We start from the raw sequence: 17226 nt of genomic DNA on the forward strand, positions 1-17226 counted from the left end.
GGGCGCGTTGAATGGGGAAGAAAAGTGGGAGAAGCAGATCGACGCGCTGATGGACGCGGTGGACACGAGTGTGCCGCAGCCGGCGCGCGAACTCGACAAGCCGTTCCTGATGCCGATTGAAGATATTTTTTCGATTCAGGGCCGCGGCACGGTGGTGACGGGGCGCATCGAGCGCGGCAAAGTGAAAGTCGGCGAAGAAGTGGAAATCGTCGGCTTCCGCGAAACCCGCAAGACGGTGGTGACCGGCGTCGAAATGTTCAAGAAGCAGTTGGACGAAGGCATGGCGGGCGACAACGCGGGACTGCTGTTGCGCGGCATTGCGAAAGAAGATGTCGAGCGCGGCATGGTGCTGGCCAAGACCGGATCGATCACGCCGCACACCAAATTCAAAGCTGAGGTTTACATCCTCACCAAAGAAGAAGGCGGACGGCACACGCCGTTCTTCAAAGGCTATCGTCCGCAGTTCTATCTGCGCACGACGGACGTGACGGGCGTGGCGGAATTGCCGGCGGGCACCGAGATGGTGATGCCGGGAGACAACGTCAGCCTGGTGATCGAGCTGATCACGCCGGTGGCCATGGAAAAAGGCCTGCGCTTCGCCATCCGCGAAGGTGGGCACACGGTAGGCGCCGGCACGATTGCGGAGATTGTGCAGTAGCGGTCGTTGCTCGTCGGTCGTTGGTCGTTGGTCGTCAGTCGTTGGTCGTTGGAAAACGCGGGACGATGCGAAATGCAGAGATCCTTCGGCGACAAAGAACGTCGCCTCAGGATGACAAAGGGCTTGAGCTAAAAGCTAAAGGCCAATAGCCAGTAGCTAATAAGCGGCTTGCAACTTGCCGCCAGTTCTTTCCTCCTGGAGATGCCAGGAGAGTCGGAGAGATGAAACAGTGATTGGAAAAGAAAGAATTCGCATCCGGTTGAAGGCTTACGACTACCGCATCCTGGACCAGTCGACGGGCGAGATTGTCGAAACCGCACGCCGCACCGGAGCCCAGATTGCGGGGCCGATTCCACTGCCCACGATGAAGAACAAGTACTGCGTGCTGCGTTCGCCGCACGTGGACAAGAAGTCGCGGGAGCAGTTTGAGATCCGCACCCACAAGCGCCTGCTTGATATTCTGGAGCCGACGCAGCAAACGGTGGACGCGCTGATGAAGCTCGATCTGCCGGCGGGCGTGGATGTGGAGATCAAGGCGTTCGGGAAAGAACATAAATAAGCTTCTGGCTCCTGGCTTCTAGCTAGGGCGGCAAGCTTCCCAGCCAATAACCGTCGTAACAACGACAGAGCCAAGCTGGGCACGGAGAAGGAAATGGCGACGAAGGTAGCTGGGATTCTGGGCAAGAAGGTCGGGATGACGCAACTGTTTGACTCCAAGGGTGATGTTCGCCCGGTCACAGTGCTCAAGGCTGGTCCGTGTGTGGTGACGCAGCACAAAACCGCCACGCGCGACGGCTATGAGGCGGCCCAGATCGGCCTGGTTGAGTTTGTGAAAGAGTCGCGGCTCACCAAGCCGGCGCAAGGACACTTGGCGAAGCACAATCTGCCGCCGGTAAAGTTCATGCGAGAAGTGCCGCTCGAGATCGACGGCGCGGCCGATGGCGAGGGTTCCGTAAAAGTCGGCGACCGCGTGCTGGTTGAGATGTTCGACGGCGAGCGTTTTGTGGACATCGTCGGTATCAGCAAGGGACGCGGGTTTCAGGGCGTGGTGAAGCGGCATCATTTTGCCGGCGGTCCGAAGTCGCACGGTTCGATGTTCCAAATTACCGGTTCGATCGGATCGTCGGCGTTTCCGTCGCGCGTATTTAAAGGCATGCGGATGTCGGGGCACATGGGCAATGCCCGCGTGACTCAGCGCAATCTTCGAGTCCTTGGGGTTGACAAGGAAGAAAATTTGCTGGTGGTCGAAGGCAGCGTGCCCGGACCGGAGAATGGCTACATCATTATTACGAAGGCGAAGAAGCCGCCACGAGAGCGCCGCGGGTTCGCAGGTTCGGCGACGGTGGATCCGTTGAAGGCTGCGAAGCGGGCGGCGAAGAAGGCATAAGAACGGTCGTCGGTCGTTGGTCGTCGGCCAAAGCAGAAAACATATGGCAACGATAGATATACACAATTTGCAGGGCGAGAAGGTTGGGACTTTGGATCTCGCCGACGAAATTTTCGGCGCGGTCAACGAAGACCTGCTCTGGGAAGCGGTGAAACATTACCGCGCCTCGGAACGCGCCGGCACGCATAAAACCAAAGCCCGCTGGGAAGTTTCCGGCTCCGGCAAGAAGCTCTGGAAGCAGAAGGGCACGGGCCGGGCCCGCATCGGATCGATCCGGTCGCCTCTGTGGCGGCATGGTGCGACCGTGCATGGACCGCAACCGCGTTCTTACGACTACACCTTTCCCAAGAAGAAGCTGATGGGTGCGCTGCGTTCGGCGCTGGCGGCGAAACTGGCGGATGGCAAGCTGATCGTGGTGAACACGTTTGAAATGAAGGAACCGAAGACCAAAGAGTTCCGCAAGTCGCTTGACCTGCTGCAGGTCGATAAAACGGTTCTGATCGTCGAAGAAGCGAAGCACGAGAGCGCGAACCTGGCCTTGAGCGCGCGCAACATTGCGGGGCTGGAACTGGCGCGGAGCAACGAAGTGCATCCGTATCACCTGCTGAAGTATGATCGCGCGATTTTCTCGCAGCCGGCGATAGAGAAGTTGCAGGTTTCCTTGCAGTCATCGGTGTCGAAGCGGCAGCACAAGCCGGAACCGGACGATATCGCAAAGAAACCGGTGCGCGAACGGCGGCGTCGTACGCGGCATGAAAAAGCGGCGGAGGTAGCCTAGCATTTGGCTAAGCAAATATGAAAAGCGCATACCAGATTATTCGCCGTCCGGTGATTACGGAAAAGGGCCTGGCCATCAAGGAAAACCAGAACACGCTGGTCTTCCAGGTGGAGCCGAAGGCAACCAAGACCGAAATTAAGCAGGCAGTGCAGACGATTTTCAAAGTGAAAGTGCATTCGGTGCGCACCGCCACCTATGTTGGAAAAGAGCGGCGGCGCGGCAAGTTTGCCGGCTACCGTCCGGACTGGAAGAAGGCGTACGTGCGGTTGCGCTCCGGGGAAAAGATGCCGGAGTACGCGCAGAATCTGTAAAACCGTCGTCGGTCATCGGTCGTTAGTCGTCGGCCGAGTTTGCTGAAGACCGACGACTGAAGACCGACGACAGAATTAAGAGCTGATTTTATGCCGATTAAAACATACCGACCGACGACGCAGACGGTGCGCTATCGCACGACGCTGGTCAACGACGACATTACGACCAAGCATCCGCACAAGCCGCTGCTCGAACCGAAACCTCGCACCGGCGGACGGCGAAATTCGGGCGACACCACGATGCGGTTCATCGGGGGCGGTCACAAGCGCAAGTTGCGCATCATCGACTTCAAGCGCGACAAGACCGGCATTCCCGCAACCGTCGCGACGATCGAGTACGATCCCAACCGCTCGGCGCGCATCGCGCTGCTGGCTTATGCCGATGGCGAGAAGCGTTACATCCTGCAGCCGGAAGGGCTGAAGGTGGGGCAGAAAGTTTTGAGCGGTCCTGATGCGGACATTCTTGTGGGCAACGCGCTGCCGCTGCGCAATATTCCACCCGGCACGCAGATTCACAATCTGGAACTGAAACCCGGCAAAGGGGCGCAGATGGTGCGCTCGGCGGGCGGTTCCGCGCAGCTGATCGCGAAAGAAGAAGAGTACGCCCTGGTCAAGCTGCCCTCGGGCGAGACTCGCAAGATTTCGCAGGACTGCATGGCGACGATTGGGCAGGTCGGCAATCTCGATCACGAGAACGTCACCATCGGCAAGGCGGGTCGGTCGCGCTGGCTGGGCAAGCGTCCGCATAACCGCGGCGTTTCGATGAACCCGGTCGACCATCCGCACGGCGGCGGTGAAGGCAAAACCTCCGGCGGACGGCATCCGGTCACGCCGTGGGGACAGCCGACGCGCGGGTACAAGACGCGGAACAACAAGCGCACCGATAAGTTTATTGTGAGCCGGCGGAGCAAATAGTCGTTAGTCGTCGGTCGTTAGTCGTTGGCCAAAACAAAAGATTCCTCACCGGCGAAGCAAGCCAGTTCGGAATGACAGAGATTTTGGTTTGGGTTAGCTAAGAGCTAGAAGCTAAGAGCTAGAGGCTGAATTTATGGCACGTTCCACGAAGAAAGGCGCGTTCGTCGATGCCTACCTGCAATCGCGGGTAGAGGGCATGAATGCGCGCAATGAGAAGAAAGTGCTGCGCACCTGGTCGCGGCGTTCGACGGTGATCCCGGAGATGGTGGGACACACGATCGCGGTGCATAACGGCAAAAAGTTTATTCCGGTGTACGTCACCGAAAACATGGTCGGCCACAAGCTGGGTGAATTCAGTTTCACTCGCACATTCAAGGGCCACTCCATGCGGGCGGCGACGGAAGTGGCAGCCAAGCCGGCCGGTATTCCGGGCGGTCCCGGAGCGGCGGCTCCGGCGGCGGCGCCGGCGCCGAAGGCGTAGCAAATCAGCTTCTAGCTATTAGCTTCCAGCTACTGGCGAAAAGCGAGTTGGGCGGATTGCAGAATTGTTTTCCTGGCTTCTAGGTCAGCTAGAAGCTAGTGGCTAGGAGCTGGCAGCTACCATGGAATTTCGAGCGGAAATGCGGTATTTGCGGGTGTCGCCGCAGAAGGCGCGGCTGGTACTTGATTTGATCAAGGGCAAGCGCGTGGAAGAGGCGCGCAACACGCTGGCGTTTACCAAGAAGCGGGTGGCGGCGAACGTGGGCAAGCTGCTGCAATCGGCGCTGGACAACGCGAACTTTCTCAGCGCAGAAAAGAATCTCGACGTGGAGATCGACAACCTCTACGTGAAGAGCGCGATCGCCAACGAGGGGCCGCGCATGAAGCGTATCCGCCCGGCGCCGCAGGGACGGGCGTACCGCTATCAGCGGCGGATCGCGCACATCATTGTGATTTTGGCGGAGCGCGGGAAGAGCGGCGAAGCGGTCTCTGGCGGCACGAGTGCGGCGGCTGCGCCGCGGCGGCGAGTTCCGGCGGCGAAGGCGGCCGCAGGGAAGAGTAAGAAAAGAGCAACGGCGAAGTAAGGCAACAGCAGGTTCCTCACCCGCGCTTTGCGCGAGTTCGGAATGACAAAGTTTATTTGAGTTCGATTGAGCGGGTTGATTTAGGAGAAGCAATGGGACAAAAAGTCCATCCTTATGGTTTCCGCCTCGGCTTCACCAAGCCGTGGAAGTCGCGCTGGTTTGCCGAGCGGGATTACGACAAACAGCTGCACGAAGACGTCCTGCTGAAGGCCGAGTTGAAAGACAAGCTGAAGTCGGCGGGCATCAGCGCAATTGAGATCGAGCGGCCGGGCAACAAGCTGCGCATCATCATCAAGACCGCGAGGCCAGGAATCATCATCGGACGCAAGGGCGCGGAAATCGACAAGCTCAAGGGCGAGCTGCAGAAAAAGACCGCGGGCAAAGATATTTTTGTCGACATCCAGGAAGTGCACAAGCCGGAACTTGACGCTCAACTCGTTTCCGAGGCGATCGCGCTGCAACTGGAAAAGCGCGTGGGCTTCCGCCGCGCGATGCGCAAAGCCGTCGACTCAGCCCTGCGCTTCGGCTGCAAGGGAATTAAAGTCCGCGTGAGCGGACGCCTCAACGGCAACGAAATCGCGCGCTCGGAATGGTATTTGCAAGGGCGATTGCCGCTGCACACGCTGCGCGCCGATATCGACTACGGCTTCACCGAAGCCCGCACGACGTACGGCGTGATCGGCGTGAAGTGTTGGGTGTACAAAGGCGAGATTCTTCCGCAGAAAAAGCGGGAAGCGACGGCAGTTGCCGGCGGATTCTAAAGGAAGATTTGCTAAGAGCTATAAGCTAGAAGCTAAGAGCTGATTCTATGTTGATGCCAAAGAAGGTGAAGTATCGCAAGCAGCAGCGCGGGCGCATGACCGGCAAGGCGTGGCGCGGGTCGACGCTGGCGTTCGGCGACTTCGGGTTGAAGGTGCTCGAGCCTGGCTGGATCACCGACCGGCAGATTGAAGCCAGCCGCGTGGCCATGACGCGTTTCGTGAAGCGCGGAGGAAAGATCTGGATCCGCGTGTTTCCCGATAAGCCGGTCACCAAGAAGCCGGCCGAAACCCGTATGGGCAAAGGCAAAGGCGCTCCCGATCATTGGGTCGCAGTGGTGAAGCCGGGAAAGATTCTGTTTGAGATGGAAGGCGTAGCCCTGGCGGATGCGACCGAGGCAATGCGTCTGGCGTCACACAAGCTGGCGCTGCGCACGACGCTGGTGAAGCGCGAAGGCGCGAAGCATTAAAAGCAGCTTTCAGCCGTCAGCTATCAGCAAAAGCGACGGTTCAGAAAAGCTGAGAGCTGAAAGCTGAGAGCTTAACTATGAAATCGGACAAGATTCGCAATTTAACGGATGTGGAGTTGAAGAACCAGGAAGGCGAACTCGCCGACCAGCTCTTCAAGCTGAAATTTCAGATGAACATGGGCCAGACGGAGAGTCTGAAGAAGGTTCGCGGCCTGCGCAAGGATATTGCCCGGGTTAAGACGATCCAGGGCGAGCGCTCGCGCGCGGCCGCTGCGGAGAAGAAATAATGGCGGAAAACAATTCAGTTCAAACCAAAGCAGCAACCCCGGCCACAGAAAAAGTGCAGGGCCGCCGCAAGGAAGTGGTGGGCGAAGTGGTCGCCAACCGCATGCAGAAGACGATTGTGGTGAAGGTGACGCGCAAGCGGGCGCATCCGTTCTACGGCCGCGTGGTGGCGCGCAACAAGAAGTTCTACGCCCACGACGAGAACAACGAAGCGCATGTGGGCGACGTGGTCCGGATCGAAGAGACGCGTCCGCTGTCGAAGCTGAAGCGCTGGAAGCTGAAAGATATTGTGCGCAAGACCACGCTGGTGCCGGAAGCTGTGACGGACGTTAAAGCGTAAGAGAGGGCAGACGGAAACAGGGAGATTGACGCCATGGCTGTGATGATGAGATCGATGCTGGAAGTCGCCGACAACTCCGGGGCCCGCAAGCTGCAGATGATTCTGCCGCTCGGCGGCTCGACCGGATTGAATGCCGGCCTCGGCGACATAATCACGGCGGCGGTGAAAGAGTCGGTGCCCGAGGGCCAGGTGCAGAAGGGCAAAGTGGTGAAGGCGGTCATCGTACGCACGCGCAAAGAGCATCGCCGGCGCGACGGCACTTATATCCGCTTCGACCAGAACGCGGCGGTGCTGATCAACGACGCCGGCGAGCCGGTGGGCACGCGCGTGTTCGGTCCGGTGGCGCGCGAGTTGCGCGAGAAGAAATTCTTGAAGATTGTGTCGCTGGCGCCGGAAGTGATCTAAGGATTGGGTAATTGAGTAATTTTGTAATTGGGTAATTGAAAACATGCGAACTGCAAGCACCGAAAATAAGCGAGTGGATCTGCGGCGGAACGATACCGTGAAGGTGATCACCGGGCGCGACAAAGGCAAGGAAGGGCGCGTCTTGCGCGTGTTTCCCAACGACGCCAAACTGCTGGTCGAGCATGTGATGATGGTGAAGAAGCATGTTCGGCCCAACCCTCAGCGCAACATCAAGGGTGGCATTGCCGAGCAGGAGAGCCGGATCGCCATCTCCAACGTGCAACTCGTCTGCTCGACTTGCGGGCCGGTGCGCATCGGACACGAGGTGCGCGGCGATCGAAAAGTGCGCGTCTGTAAGAAGTGCGGAACGACACTGGATAAGTAAGCTGTTAGCTCTTAGCTTTTAGCTTATGGCGGCAGCTAAAACAGCAGAAACAGAACTTGAGTCTCACGAACCGGTAAACGTTGAGCTAAAGGCTAAGAGCTAACAGCTAAAAGCTGATCGCCGACAATCCGAAACCGTGAGAGGAAGTTGAAGAAGAGACGAAATGGCAAAAGATAATAAAGATAATAAAGAGAAAAAGGGACAGAAGGAATCGCAGGAGCAGAAGGCGCCCGATCAGGCGCGGCATAGCGCGAAGGAACGTCCGCGTCTGCGCGCCCGGTTCGACAAGGAAGTCGCTCCGGCGCTGCTGAAAGAACTGGAATTGAAGAACGTGATGGCGGTTCCGCGGCTGCACAAGATTGTCGTCAACATGGGCGTGGGCGAAGCGACGCAGAATTCGAAAGTGCTCGACCCGGCCGTGAACGAACTGGGACAGATCACCGGACAAAAGCCGGTCACCACCAAGGCGCGCAAGTCGATTGCCGCCTTCAAGGTGCGCGAAGGGCAGTCGATTGGCGCGATGGTCACGCTGCGCGGCGACCGCATGTACGAATTTTTTGACCGCCTGGTGAATATCGTTCTGCCGCGCGTGCGCGACTTCAAGGGAGTTTCGACCAAGTCGTTCGACGGGCGCGGGAATTACACGATCGGCTTGCACGACCAGTTGATCTTCCCGGAAATTTCCTACGAGAAGGTCGACAAGCAGAAAGGCATGAACGTAACCATCGTGACCACCGCCGCGAACGACAACCAGGCGCGCACGCTGTTGAAGCACATGGGCATGCCGTTTAGAGCATAGGTTTCAAAGTTGCAGGGTTTCAAAGTTTCAAGATAAGTGAGTTGAAGGTGGAGTTGGCTGAGAGCTGAGAGCTAGAAGCTAGGAGCTAAGTTTGGCAACTACAGCAAAACGGGTTAAAGACGGAGTGGGGCTGCACCAGAAGCCCGAGGACGTGAAGAAGCCGAAGTTCTCCACGCGCAAACATAACCGCTGCAATATCTGCGGACGTCCGCGCGCGTTTCTGCGCAAGTTTGGCGTATGCCGCTTGTGCTTCCGCCAGCTCGCGCTGCGCGGGGAGATTCCCGGGGTTTCGAAGTCGTCCTGGTAGAAAAGCGTCGTCGGTCGTCAGTCGTTGGTCGTTCGCCAAATCGAATGGACAATGGCAGCAAGGCTAACGACTAACGACCGACGACCAACGACTCGACTTAACGACCGAAGTACCGCTGCCGCAGGTTCTCCGCTTCACGCGGAGCGAACGGGTGGCACGAGGAGAAGCAAACGATGAGGTTGACCGATCCGGTGGCAGACATGCTGACGCGAGTGCGCAACGCACTCCAGGCCCGGCACCAGAAAGTGGACATCCCGGCTTCGCGCCTGAAGCTGGAGATCGCCCGCATTCTGAAAGAAGAGGGCTACATTTCCAATTTCAAGCCGACCGAAGAGGAAGGCCACAAGGTCATCCGGATTTATCTGAAGTATGGCGCCAACAACGAGGCGGCCATCTCCAAAGTCGAGCGCGTATCGCGCCCCGGCTGCCGCGTGTACGTGCGGCGCAGCGAGATTCCCCGCGTGCTGGGCGGCATGGGGATCAACATCCTCACCACCCCGCGCGGCGTCATGACCGGACGCCAGGCCCGCAAAGAGGGCGTAGGCGGCGAGTTGCTGTGCCAGATTTATTAGGCGGCTGTTGGCTATTGGCCTTTGGCTTTTAGCTAAGACCGCGTGAGAGTTTGCGGGAGTCGGGTTGAATTGCCGAAACAGAGAGATTTAGCCAAAAGCTAAAGGCCAAGAGCCAAGAGCGAACTATGTCACGAATTGGAAAAAAACCGATCCCGATCCCCAAAGGGGTGACGGTCAAACTCGAAGGCAACACCGTGCTGGTGCAGGGGCCGAAGGGTAGGCTGGATACTGCGCTGCCAACCGGCATCAAGGTCGAGCAGAAGGACGGCATCATCGTCGCCGTTCGCGAGAACGATTCCCAGGCCGCGGTGCACGGACTGGCCCGCGCCCTGGTCAACAACGCCGTTGAAGGCGTGACCAAGGGATGGACGCGTGAACTGGAAATCGTCGGCATCGGCTACCGCGCCGAAATGAAGGGCAAGTCGATGGTGGTGTTCAACCTGGGCTATTCGCATCCCATCGAGTACCCGCTGCCGACGGGCGTCGACGCGACGGTGGATCCCAAGCAGACCAAGATTGCGCTGACCGGAATCGACCGCCAAAAGGTAGGACAGGTGGCCGCGGAAATGCGCTCGCTGCGTCCGCCCGATCCGTACAAGAACAAGGGCGTCCGCTATGCGGGCGAGCGGCTGAAGAAGAAGGTTGGAAAGACCGGAGCGAAATAACCGCGGCGTCGGTCGTCGGTCGTTGGTCTCCGGCCCATCTGGCGTGGCGCCAGCGTCCGAGAAGTAGGTGTTGTGAGCGAATGGTTCAGGCCAACGACCGATGACCGATGGCCGACGACCGAGGACAGATTTATGCTGACACGAGTTACTAAAAACGAGAAACGCGGCCACGTACACGACCGCATTCGCAAGAAGATGCAAGGGACTGCGGATCGGCCGCGGCTGAACGTGTACCGTTCACTGAATCACATTTACGTCCAGGTGATCGACGACTTGCACGGCCAGACGCTGGTTTCCGCCAGCACTGCCGAAGGCAAGAAAGAAAACCGGACCACCGGCGGCAACGTGGCCGCGGCGAAGGCCGTAGGAAAGACCATTGCCGAGCGTGCCAAGGCCAAAGGCGTCACTAAAGTCGTGTTCGACCGCGGCGGTTACATTTATCACGGGCGCGTCAAGGCTTTAGCCGATGCGGCGCGCGAAGCGGGATTGCAGTTCTAGAAATCAGCTGCTAGCTTCTAGCTCCTAGCTAACCCAGAAGCAAGTGCGGGGTGGCTAGAAGCTAGCGGCTAGAAGCTAGAAGCTAGGTTCAAGAATGCCAACAGTAATCAAGAAGCTTGATGCGAATTCGTTCCAGTTGAAGGATCAGGTCGTGGCCATCAACCGCGTGACCAAGGTCGTCAAGGGCGGCAAGAATCTTTCCTTTGCCGCGCTGGTGGTGGTCGGCGATCCTTCGGCCGGAGTGGTCGGGCACGGCGCCGGGAAGGCCAAGGAAGTTCCGCAAGCCATCCGGAAGGCGATCGAGTCGGCCAAAAAGAATCTGATTAAGGTGAACCTGACGCAGACCAGCATTGCCCACCTCGTGCTGGGACGCTATGGGTCGGGAACGGTGCTGCTGAAGCCGGCGCCGGAAGGCACGGGCGTAATTGCGGGTGGCGCGGTACGCGCGGTCATGACTTCCGCCGGCGTCCAGAACGTGCTGACGAAATCGATTGGCACCACCAATCCGCATAACGTGATCAAGGCGACCTTCGACGCGCTCAAGCAACTGAAGACGCGCGAAGGCGTCGCGACCATGCGCGGAAAGACCGCGCAGGAGCTGTAAAACAGGACCGAGTTGTGAGTACCGAGAAAAGATGAAAGATTGAAGCTGGCCATTGGTCCCTGACCCTTGGCCCCTGAGGTTGAAATGACGGCGAAGAAAACAAGTTCGAGCGGCGCGACCATTCAGTTGAAGTGGGTGCGCTCCGCCATTTGTGCCCCGGTAAAGCAGAAGCGCGTGATCAAGGGGCTCGGCTTTACCCGGCTGAACCAGGTCATCGAGCGGCCGAACAATTCGGCCATCCGCGGCATGGTGGCCAAAGTTCCGCACATGGTGGAAGTTGTGAACTGAAGCGTTCAGCGTTCAGCCCAGCGTAACCCGCTGCTGGCTGAAAGCTGACAGCTGACAGCTGAGAGCTTACTTATGAATTTATCCAACATACGAGCACCGAAGAAGGCGACGGAAAAACGCAAACGCGTGGGTCGCGGTATGGGGTCGGGCATGGGCAAGACATCCACCCGTGGACACAAAGGCCAGCGTTCGCGCACCGGTTCGCGCATGATCCGCGGCTTTGAGGGCGGCCAGATGCCGCTGCACCGCCGCATGCCCAAGCGCGGCTTCACCAATATTTTCCGCAAGGAATTCAATATCGTAAGCCTTGAGCGGCTGATGGAGATGGGTGAAGAATTTCACGGAGAGCCCATCACTCCCGAAGTGCTGCGCAAGGCTGGAGTCATCAAGACCAAACTTCCAGTCAAGATTTTGAGCGACGGCGAAGTCACCGTCGCGATCACCGTGCACGCGCACAAGTTCTCCAAGGCGGCGCAAGACAAAATCACCAGGGCGGGCGGCAAGGTTGAGGTCTTATCAGTGAAGGCGGGGCAGTAATGTTTGAAAAACTGGCGAATATCTTCCGGATTCCCGACCTGCGCAAACGCATCCTGTTCACCCTGGGAATGCTGTTCGTGTACCGGTTGGGCGGGCACCTTCCAACGCCGGGAATCGATACGGCCAAGCTGGAAAGTTTCTTCACGCAGAGCGGGACCAGCGGATCGCTGCTGGGCTTTGTCGACCTGTTCTCCGGCGGCCAGTTGCGCCGCATGACAATTTTCGCCCTGGGCATCATGCCGTACATCACGGCATCCATCATTCTGCAATTATTGACCGTGGTCTATGAGCCGCTGGCCAAATTGCAGAAAGAAGGCGAACTGGGGCGCAAGAAGATCACGCAGTGGACGCGCTACATCACGGTCATCCTCAGCGCGGTGCAATCGTTCGGCATCGCCATCGGTTTGGAAAAGGGCGGCTTCGCGCTCAACCCCGGCTGGGGCTTCCGCCTGATGACCATGCTCACTCTCACCACAGGCAGCGCGTTCATCATGTGGCTGGGCGAACAGATTACCGAACGCGGCGTGGGCAACGGCATGTCGCTGCTGATTTTTGCCGGCATTGTCGTAGGCCTGCCCCGCGGCGTCGTGGATCTGATCGACAAGGCCAAGAACGCCGCCTGGGGCGCAATGACCTTCCCGCTCATGGTCTTTTTGATCGTCTTCATGGTCGCGGTGGTCGGGTTCATTGTGTGGGTGGAACGAAGCGAACGGCGAATTCCCGTGCAGTACGCCAAGCGTGTGGTCGGACGCAAGGTGATGGGCGGGCAGTCGACGCACCTGCCGTTGCGCGTGAACGCCGGCGGCGTGATGCCTGTAATCTTCGCGTCCTCGATTCTGACCCTGCCGCAGACCGTTGGGTACGGTATGCGCAACAACCGCTACTTCGGGCCGCTGTTTGACGCGCTCAAATGGGGCGAGCCGCTGTACACGCTTCTGTATGCGGTGGGCATCATTTTCTTCGCGTATTTCTACGTTTCCATCGTTTTCAATCCCAGCGAAGTTGCCGACAACATGCGCAAGTACGGCGGATTTATTCCTGGAATTCGTCCCGGGAAGCGTACGGCAGACTTTATCAATGAGGTGCTTACGCGCATCACGCTGGTGGGAGCGCTGTACCTGATCATCATTTCGTTCATTCCGGAGTGGATGATTGCCGGCGTGCACCTCAACCATCTTTACGGCCCCATCGGGAGATTCTTCGAAGGGCTGCCGAATTGGGTGACGAATGGGTTGGGTGTGACCTTTTATTTTGGCGGGACGTCGTTGCTGATCGTGGTGGGTGTGGCCATGGACACGGTGCAGCAGATCGAGGCGCAATTGATTATGCGCCACTACGACGGATTTACGCCGCGCAGCGGCCGCATTCGCGGACGCCGCACCTGGTAATGGTTTGAACCGGCAACGGTTTGAACCTGGTAACTGTTTTTGTGGGGTGGCTGCACCTCGGCTCGAATTGGGCGCCGGGGAGACTGAGCTCGGGAGGCTTTAGTCAGGCCGATGGCGCAGGAAACCTCGCGTAATGTGGGTCCCGTTGTGCTGCTCGGACCACCGGGTGCCGGAAAAGGCACTCAAGCCAAGCGCATCATGGAACGTTATGGAATTCCCCAAATATCGACCGGGGACTTGCTGCGGGAGAACGTAGTCCGCGGCACGGAACTGGGACAGGCCGCCAAGGCCGTGATGGCGCGGGGAGAATTAGTTTCCGACGATTTGGTTTGCGTTATGGTCCGCGAACGGCTGGTACAGCCAGACTGCAAGCGCGGATATGTGTTAGACGGATTTCCCCGGACTGCGGCCCAGGCCGGGTGGCTCGATGCACTGCTCGACCATGAGCTCTTTGACAAATCGCGTCCTACCCGGGCTTGGCCAATTGTGATCTGCCTGGACGTGGACTATAATCAACTTTTACTCCGGATTACTGGACGCCGTTCTTGTCCCTCCTGTGGGCGGATTTATAACGTCCACTTCCAGCCGCCCCGCGTCGATGAGCTTTGCGACGAAACCGGGGAAAAGCTGGTGACCCGCAATGACGACCGGTTGGAAGTAATTCAGCCCAGACTCACGGCCTACCAGGAGCAGACGCGTCCGGTCGCGGATTACTATCAGCGTACCGGGCGGCTGATCTCGGTGAATGGCGATCTGCCCATGGACGATGTCACCGAGCAGATTTTCAGGATATTGGAAGATCATCGCGATTAGGCGTCAGGCTTCAAAACACCGCAGAGTCAACCAAGAATGGCGATTGTGTGTAAATCGACGGCGGAAATAGAGAAGATGCGAGCGAGCGGCCATATCGTTCGCCAGGTTCTCGATCACGTCAGGACGATGGTTGTGGCCGGCGCTTCGACCATGGATTTGGAACGCGCTGCCGAGAAAAAAATTAAGGATCTCGGGGCTAAGCCCGCCTTCAAAGGGTATTACGATTATCCCTGCGTGCTGTGCACTTCGGTGAATGAAGAGATTGTGCACGGCATTCCGTCCGAGAAGCGGGTGTTGCAGGCAGGCGATATTGTTTCAGTCGATTGCGGAGTGGTACTCGACGGCTACTACGGCGATGCGGCCATTACCGTTCCGGTGGGCAACGGAATCAAGCCGGAGTTGCAGAAGTTGCTGGAAGTAACGGAAGCGTCGTTGTACCGCGGCATTGAGCAGGCGCGGGTCGGAAACTCAGTCGGCGACGTTGGCGCGGCGGTGCAAGAGCACGTGGAAGCTGCCGGATTCAGCGTGGTACGCGAGTTCGTAGGACACGGCATTGGGACGAAGCTACACGAAGAGCCACAGGTTCCGAACTTCGGCGCGCGCGGGCATGGCGCCAAGTTGCGCGAGGGTATGGTGATCGCGATTGAGCCGATGGTGAATTACGGCAAGCCCGAGACCCGAGTGCTCGACGATAAATGGACCGCAGTCACCGCCGACGGCAGTTTCAGTGCGCACTTCGAGCATTGCGTGGCGGTAACCAAAGATGGTCCGGTGATTTTGACGCAGTAAAAGCTATTAGCTTTTAGCTCTTGGCTTTTAGCTAAGAGCCAAAGGCCAAGAGCCAAGAGCTTTTAAGGAGTCAATGAGCAAAGAAGACGCGATTGAAGTGATGGCGGTGGTGCTGGAGCCGCTGCCCAATGCCATGTTCCGGGTGGAGCTGGAAAATAAACACCAGGTGCTGGCGCACGTATCCGGCAAAATGCGCAAGAACTTTATTCGCATTCTGCCAGGGGACAAAGTCGCGGTCGAACTTTCGCCCTACGATCTGAATCGCGGACGAATAGTATATCGGTACAAATGATTTTTGTTTGCTGACAGCTGATAGCTGACGGCTGAAAGCTGGTCTTATATGAAAGTACGAGCATCGGTAAAGAAAATTTGCGACAAGTGCAAAGTCATCCACCGCAAAGGTGTGGTGCGGGTGATTTGCGTCAACTCGAAACATAAACAGCGCCAGGGCTAAAAAATAGCTTTTTGGCTCTTAGCTCTTGGCTTTTAGCTAAGAGCCAAAAGCCAAAAGCCAAAAGCAGGAGTTGAGAATGGCACGTATTGCAGGCGTCGATCTACCGCGCCAGAAGCACATTAACATCGCGTTGACTTATATCTATGGCATCGGTCATCCGCGCGCCAGCCGCCTGTGCGATGAGGCGAAGGTCGACCCGATGAAAAAGGTGCAGGACCTCAGCGAAGAAGAGGTCAACCGCATCCGCACGGTCATTGAGCAGGAAGGCCTGGTCGAGGGCGATCTGCGCAAGGAAGTTTCGATGAACATCAAGCGTCTCATCGAAATCGGCTCCTATCGCGGATTCCGCCATCGCCGCAACCTGCCGGTCCGCGGCCAACGAACTCACACCAATGCCCGTACCCGTAAAGGTCCGCGCAAAGGAACGGTCGCACAGAAGAAGAAGGCGACGGCAAAGACTTAAGAGCAGCTTCTAGCTTCTAGCCTCTGGCTAGAAGCTAAAAGCTAGGAGCTAAGAGCTACCATGGCTAAACCAGCAGCAGCGGGCGGCGCAGCCGCCGCACCGGATAAAAAAGGCAAGAAAAAAACCTTCAAAAAGAAGGAGCGCAAGCACGTCCCGCACGGACTGTGCTATGTGCAGGCTTCTTTCAACAATACGATCGTGACCATTACTGACATGAACGGCAACGTTCTGTCGTGGAAGAGTTCAGGCTCGCTCGGCTTCCGCGGATCGCGTAAAGGCACGCCCTTCGCCGCCCAGCAGGCCGCGTCGAACGCCGCCAACATGGCGCGCGATCACGGCGTGCGCAGCGTGGATGTGCGCGTCAGCGGCCCGGGCTCCGGCCGCGAGTCGGCCGTGCGCGCGTTGGCGTCCTCGGGAATCGAAGTGCGCTCCATACGCGACGTCACCCCGATTCCGCACAACGGATGCCGTCCGCCAAAGAGAAGGCGCGTTTAAGCAGCCGCAGTAGTGAATAAGCTGCTAGCTTCTAGCTCCTGGCAAAGCGGACCTGGATTAGCTAGAAGCTAGCGGCTAGAAGCTAGAAGCTGTTTTACCGTCCGGGACGAAGGGTGAAGCCAAACCCGTAAACCGGTCATCTAAAGGAGAAGAAACTTGGCCCGTTATACCGATGCAGTCTGCCGTCTATGTCGCCGCGAGGGCATGAAGCTGTTCCTCAAAGGCGCAAAGTGCTTCAGCGATAAATGTCCTATCGAGAAGCGCAACTTCGCTCCCGGACAACATGGCAAGGACCGCAAAGCCAAGATTGTTGGCTACGGCTTGCAGTTGCGCGAGAAGCAGAAGGCCAAACGTATTTACTTTACGCAGGAAGGCCAGTTCCGCAACTACTTCGAGAAGGCCGCGGCCTCGCAGGGCGTAACCGGCGAGAAGCTGCTGCAACAGCTCGAGCGCCGTCTCGACAACGTTGTCTTCCGCCTGGGATTCGCCCAGTCCCGGCGTCAGGCGCGCCAGTTGGTGCGTCACGGCCACGTTGCCGTGGATAATCGCAAGGTGAACATTCCGTCGTATGAAGTAAGCGCCGGCGAAGAGATCGCGATTCGCGAGAACAGCAAGAAGCTCGCCGTGCTCGAACTGGCCAAGGAATTCGCCAGCCACGGCACGATGCCAAACTGGCTGGAAGTCGACCGCGACAATTACAAGGCAAGAGTACTGAGCCTGCCCAAGCGCGAAGATATTCAGCTGCCGGTAAACGAGCAGTTGATTGTGGAACTGTATAGTAAGTAAGTCGTTGTTCAG

30 protein-coding genes are annotated in these 17226 nt (G+C 58.0%); all 30 read left to right on the forward strand.

Features of this window, described 5'->3' with window-relative positions; translation table 11 throughout:
- The coding region (locus VGM18_16980; GenBank protein ID HEY3974701.1) for an EF-Tu/IF-2/RF-3 family GTPase at positions 1 to 658 on the forward strand (658 nt) is incomplete at its 5' end.
- A gap of 232 nt (positions 659 to 890) precedes the next feature.
- Complete coding sequence (rpsJ, locus tag VGM18_16985) at positions 891 to 1217, forward strand: 30S ribosomal protein S10 (GenBank protein ID HEY3974702.1); 327 nt, start codon at positions 891 to 893, stop codon at positions 1215 to 1217.
- A 93-nt stretch (positions 1218 to 1310) separates the two neighbouring features.
- Positions 1311 to 2045, forward strand: coding sequence for a 50S ribosomal protein L3 (gene rplC, locus VGM18_16990; GenBank protein HEY3974703.1), 735 nt, complete (start codon positions 1311 to 1313; stop codon positions 2043 to 2045).
- A gap of 43 nt (positions 2046 to 2088) precedes the next feature.
- Positions 2089 to 2823, forward strand: a complete 735-nt coding sequence (gene rplD / locus VGM18_16995) for a 50S ribosomal protein L4 (GenBank protein ID HEY3974704.1) — start codon at positions 2089 to 2091, stop codon at positions 2821 to 2823.
- Positions 2824 to 2840: 17 nt separating this feature from the next.
- Positions 2841 to 3134: a 50S ribosomal protein L23 gene (locus tag VGM18_17000; GenBank protein HEY3974705.1), complete on the forward strand. Its 294-nt coding sequence runs from the start codon at positions 2841 to 2843 to the stop codon at positions 3132 to 3134.
- Between the two features lie 90 nt (positions 3135 to 3224).
- On the forward strand, positions 3225 to 4049 hold the full coding sequence (rplB, locus tag VGM18_17005; GenBank protein ID HEY3974706.1) for a 50S ribosomal protein L2: 825 nt from the start codon (positions 3225 to 3227) through the stop codon (positions 4047 to 4049).
- Between the two features lie 133 nt (positions 4050 to 4182).
- A complete protein-coding gene (gene rpsS, locus VGM18_17010; GenBank protein HEY3974707.1) occupies positions 4183 to 4530 on the forward strand; it encodes a 30S ribosomal protein S19 in 348 nt (115 codons plus the stop codon).
- Positions 4531 to 4651: 121 nt separating this feature from the next.
- A complete protein-coding gene (gene rplV / locus VGM18_17015; GenBank protein ID HEY3974708.1) occupies positions 4652 to 5113 on the forward strand; it encodes a 50S ribosomal protein L22 in 462 nt (153 codons plus the stop codon).
- Between the two features lie 92 nt (positions 5114 to 5205).
- Complete coding sequence (rpsC, locus tag VGM18_17020; protein HEY3974709.1) at positions 5206 to 5874, forward strand: 30S ribosomal protein S3; 669 nt, start codon at positions 5206 to 5208, stop codon at positions 5872 to 5874.
- A 47-nt stretch (positions 5875 to 5921) separates the two neighbouring features.
- The gene (rplP, locus tag VGM18_17025; protein HEY3974710.1) at positions 5922 to 6341 is read left to right on the forward strand and encodes a 50S ribosomal protein L16; all 420 of its coding nucleotides are present in this window, start codon (positions 5922 to 5924) and stop codon (positions 6339 to 6341) included.
- 77 nt (positions 6342 to 6418) lie between these two features.
- Positions 6419 to 6628 (forward strand): 50S ribosomal protein L29, encoded by a 210-nt coding sequence (gene rpmC / locus VGM18_17030; GenBank protein HEY3974711.1) that lies wholly within the window; start codon positions 6419 to 6421, stop codon positions 6626 to 6628.
- Entirely contained in the window at positions 6628 to 6966 is a 339-nt protein-coding gene (rpsQ, locus tag VGM18_17035) for a 30S ribosomal protein S17 (protein HEY3974712.1), read from the forward strand. Before rpmC ends, rpsQ begins: the two co-directional genes overlap by 1 nt.
- Positions 6967 to 6999: 33 nt before the next feature.
- Entirely contained in the window at positions 7000 to 7371 is a 372-nt protein-coding gene (gene rplN, locus VGM18_17040) for a 50S ribosomal protein L14 (protein HEY3974713.1), read from the forward strand.
- A 43-nt stretch (positions 7372 to 7414) separates the two neighbouring features.
- Complete coding sequence (rplX, locus tag VGM18_17045; GenBank protein ID HEY3974714.1) at positions 7415 to 7756, forward strand: 50S ribosomal protein L24; 342 nt, start codon at positions 7415 to 7417, stop codon at positions 7754 to 7756.
- A gap of 163 nt (positions 7757 to 7919) precedes the next feature.
- The gene (gene rplE / locus VGM18_17050; protein HEY3974715.1) at positions 7920 to 8555 is read left to right on the forward strand and encodes a 50S ribosomal protein L5; all 636 of its coding nucleotides are present in this window, start codon (positions 7920 to 7922) and stop codon (positions 8553 to 8555) included.
- Positions 8556 to 8679: 124 nt separating this feature from the next.
- On the forward strand, positions 8680 to 8862 hold the full coding sequence (locus tag VGM18_17055) for a type Z 30S ribosomal protein S14 (GenBank protein ID HEY3974716.1): 183 nt from the start codon (positions 8680 to 8682) through the stop codon (positions 8860 to 8862).
- Between the two features lie 173 nt (positions 8863 to 9035).
- The gene (gene rpsH, locus VGM18_17060) at positions 9036 to 9434 is read left to right on the forward strand and encodes a 30S ribosomal protein S8 (GenBank protein ID HEY3974717.1); all 399 of its coding nucleotides are present in this window, start codon (positions 9036 to 9038) and stop codon (positions 9432 to 9434) included.
- 125 nt (positions 9435 to 9559) lie between these two features.
- Positions 9560 to 10099: a 50S ribosomal protein L6 gene (rplF, locus tag VGM18_17065; GenBank protein ID HEY3974718.1), complete on the forward strand. Its 540-nt coding sequence runs from the start codon at positions 9560 to 9562 to the stop codon at positions 10097 to 10099.
- A gap of 132 nt (positions 10100 to 10231) precedes the next feature.
- Positions 10232 to 10597: a 50S ribosomal protein L18 gene (gene rplR / locus VGM18_17070; GenBank protein ID HEY3974719.1), complete on the forward strand. Its 366-nt coding sequence runs from the start codon at positions 10232 to 10234 to the stop codon at positions 10595 to 10597.
- Positions 10598 to 10703: 106 nt separating this feature from the next.
- On the forward strand, positions 10704 to 11201 hold the full coding sequence (gene rpsE, locus VGM18_17075) for a 30S ribosomal protein S5 (GenBank protein HEY3974720.1): 498 nt from the start codon (positions 10704 to 10706) through the stop codon (positions 11199 to 11201).
- 84 nt (positions 11202 to 11285) lie between these two features.
- Positions 11286 to 11489 carry a 50S ribosomal protein L30 gene (rpmD, locus tag VGM18_17080; GenBank protein HEY3974721.1) on the forward strand — a complete coding sequence of 68 codons (204 nt, stop codon included), beginning with the start codon at positions 11286 to 11288 and terminating at the stop codon, positions 11487 to 11489.
- Between the two features lie 72 nt (positions 11490 to 11561).
- Positions 11562 to 12026, forward strand: coding sequence for a 50S ribosomal protein L15 (gene rplO, locus VGM18_17085; protein ID HEY3974722.1), 465 nt, complete (start codon positions 11562 to 11564; stop codon positions 12024 to 12026).
- Positions 12026 to 13414 carry a preprotein translocase subunit SecY gene (gene secY / locus VGM18_17090; GenBank protein HEY3974723.1) on the forward strand — a complete coding sequence of 463 codons (1389 nt, stop codon included), beginning with the start codon at positions 12026 to 12028 and terminating at the stop codon, positions 13412 to 13414. Before rplO ends, secY begins: the two co-directional genes overlap by 1 nt.
- Positions 13415 to 13525: 111 nt before the next feature.
- Positions 13526 to 14227 (forward strand): adenylate kinase, encoded by a 702-nt coding sequence (locus VGM18_17095; GenBank protein ID HEY3974724.1) that lies wholly within the window; start codon positions 13526 to 13528, stop codon positions 14225 to 14227.
- 36 nt (positions 14228 to 14263) lie between these two features.
- Entirely contained in the window at positions 14264 to 15016 is a 753-nt protein-coding gene (gene map, locus VGM18_17100) for a type I methionyl aminopeptidase (GenBank protein HEY3974725.1), read from the forward strand.
- 73 nt (positions 15017 to 15089) lie between these two features.
- A complete protein-coding gene (infA, locus tag VGM18_17105) occupies positions 15090 to 15308 on the forward strand; it encodes a translation initiation factor IF-1 (GenBank protein HEY3974726.1) in 219 nt (72 codons plus the stop codon).
- A 48-nt stretch (positions 15309 to 15356) separates the two neighbouring features.
- Entirely contained in the window at positions 15357 to 15470 is a 114-nt protein-coding gene (gene rpmJ / locus VGM18_17110; protein HEY3974727.1) for a 50S ribosomal protein L36, read from the forward strand.
- Positions 15471 to 15546: 76 nt separating this feature from the next.
- Positions 15547 to 15933: a 30S ribosomal protein S13 gene (rpsM, locus tag VGM18_17115; protein ID HEY3974728.1), complete on the forward strand. Its 387-nt coding sequence runs from the start codon at positions 15547 to 15549 to the stop codon at positions 15931 to 15933.
- A gap of 60 nt (positions 15934 to 15993) precedes the next feature.
- Positions 15994 to 16428 (forward strand): 30S ribosomal protein S11, encoded by a 435-nt coding sequence (rpsK, locus tag VGM18_17120; protein HEY3974729.1) that lies wholly within the window; start codon positions 15994 to 15996, stop codon positions 16426 to 16428.
- Between the two features lie 156 nt (positions 16429 to 16584).
- Entirely contained in the window at positions 16585 to 17214 is a 630-nt protein-coding gene (gene rpsD / locus VGM18_17125; protein ID HEY3974730.1) for a 30S ribosomal protein S4, read from the forward strand.
- Positions 17215 to 17226 lie beyond the last annotated feature (12 nt).

The organism is Candidatus Sulfotelmatobacter sp., assembly GCA_036500765.1.
In the GTDB taxonomy this organism is placed as follows: Bacteria; Acidobacteriota; Terriglobia; order Terriglobales; family Acidobacteriaceae; genus Sulfotelmatobacter.

Bases quoted from the DNA above. Each gene is read 5' to 3' on its own strand.
- rpsH (HEY3974717.1), top strand. From the start codon at position 9,036: ATGAGGTTGACCGATCCGGTGGCAGACATGCTGACGCGAGTGCGCAAC.
- rpmC (HEY3974711.1), top strand. From the start codon at position 6,419: ATGAAATCGGACAAGATTCGCAATTTAACGGATGTGGAGTTGAAGAAC.
- rpsC (HEY3974709.1), top strand. From the start codon at position 5,206: ATGGGACAAAAAGTCCATCCTTATGGTTTCCGCCTCGGCTTCACCAAG.
- rplB (HEY3974706.1), top strand. From the start codon at position 3,225: ATGCCGATTAAAACATACCGACCGACGACGCAGACGGTGCGCTATCGC.
- map (HEY3974725.1), top strand. From the start codon at position 14,264: ATGGCGATTGTGTGTAAATCGACGGCGGAAATAGAGAAGATGCGAGCG.
- rplD (HEY3974704.1), top strand. From the start codon at position 2,089: ATGGCAACGATAGATATACACAATTTGCAGGGCGAGAAGGTTGGGACT.
- rplE (HEY3974715.1), top strand. From the start codon at position 7,920: ATGGCAAAAGATAATAAAGATAATAAAGAGAAAAAGGGACAGAAGGAA.
- rplV (HEY3974708.1), top strand. From the start codon at position 4,652: ATGGAATTTCGAGCGGAAATGCGGTATTTGCGGGTGTCGCCGCAGAAG.
- rplC (HEY3974703.1), top strand. From the start codon at position 1,311: ATGGCGACGAAGGTAGCTGGGATTCTGGGCAAGAAGGTCGGGATGACG.
- rplP (HEY3974710.1), top strand. From the start codon at position 5,922: ATGTTGATGCCAAAGAAGGTGAAGTATCGCAAGCAGCAGCGCGGGCGC.
- VGM18_17095 (HEY3974724.1), top strand. From the start codon at position 13,526: ATGGCGCAGGAAACCTCGCGTAATGTGGGTCCCGTTGTGCTGCTCGGA.
- infA (HEY3974726.1), top strand. From the start codon at position 15,090: ATGAGCAAAGAAGACGCGATTGAAGTGATGGCGGTGGTGCTGGAGCCG.
- rpmD (HEY3974721.1), top strand. From the start codon at position 11,286: ATGACGGCGAAGAAAACAAGTTCGAGCGGCGCGACCATTCAGTTGAAG.
- rpsK (HEY3974729.1), top strand. From the start codon at position 15,994: ATGGCTAAACCAGCAGCAGCGGGCGGCGCAGCCGCCGCACCGGATAAA.
- rplO (HEY3974722.1), top strand. From the start codon at position 11,562: ATGAATTTATCCAACATACGAGCACCGAAGAAGGCGACGGAAAAACGC.
- rplX (HEY3974714.1), top strand. From the start codon at position 7,415: ATGCGAACTGCAAGCACCGAAAATAAGCGAGTGGATCTGCGGCGGAAC.
- rpsM (HEY3974728.1), top strand. From the start codon at position 15,547: ATGGCACGTATTGCAGGCGTCGATCTACCGCGCCAGAAGCACATTAAC.
- rplN (HEY3974713.1), top strand. From the start codon at position 7,000: ATGGCTGTGATGATGAGATCGATGCTGGAAGTCGCCGACAACTCCGGG.
- rplF (HEY3974718.1), top strand. From the start codon at position 9,560: ATGTCACGAATTGGAAAAAAACCGATCCCGATCCCCAAAGGGGTGACG.
- VGM18_17000 (HEY3974705.1), top strand. From the start codon at position 2,841: ATGAAAAGCGCATACCAGATTATTCGCCGTCCGGTGATTACGGAAAAG.
- secY (HEY3974723.1), top strand. From the start codon at position 12,026: ATGTTTGAAAAACTGGCGAATATCTTCCGGATTCCCGACCTGCGCAAA.
- rplR (HEY3974719.1), top strand. From the start codon at position 10,232: ATGCTGACACGAGTTACTAAAAACGAGAAACGCGGCCACGTACACGAC.
- rpsS (HEY3974707.1), top strand. From the start codon at position 4,183: ATGGCACGTTCCACGAAGAAAGGCGCGTTCGTCGATGCCTACCTGCAA.
- rpsQ (HEY3974712.1), top strand. From the start codon at position 6,628: ATGGCGGAAAACAATTCAGTTCAAACCAAAGCAGCAACCCCGGCCACA.
- rpmJ (HEY3974727.1), top strand. From the start codon at position 15,357: ATGAAAGTACGAGCATCGGTAAAGAAAATTTGCGACAAGTGCAAAGTC.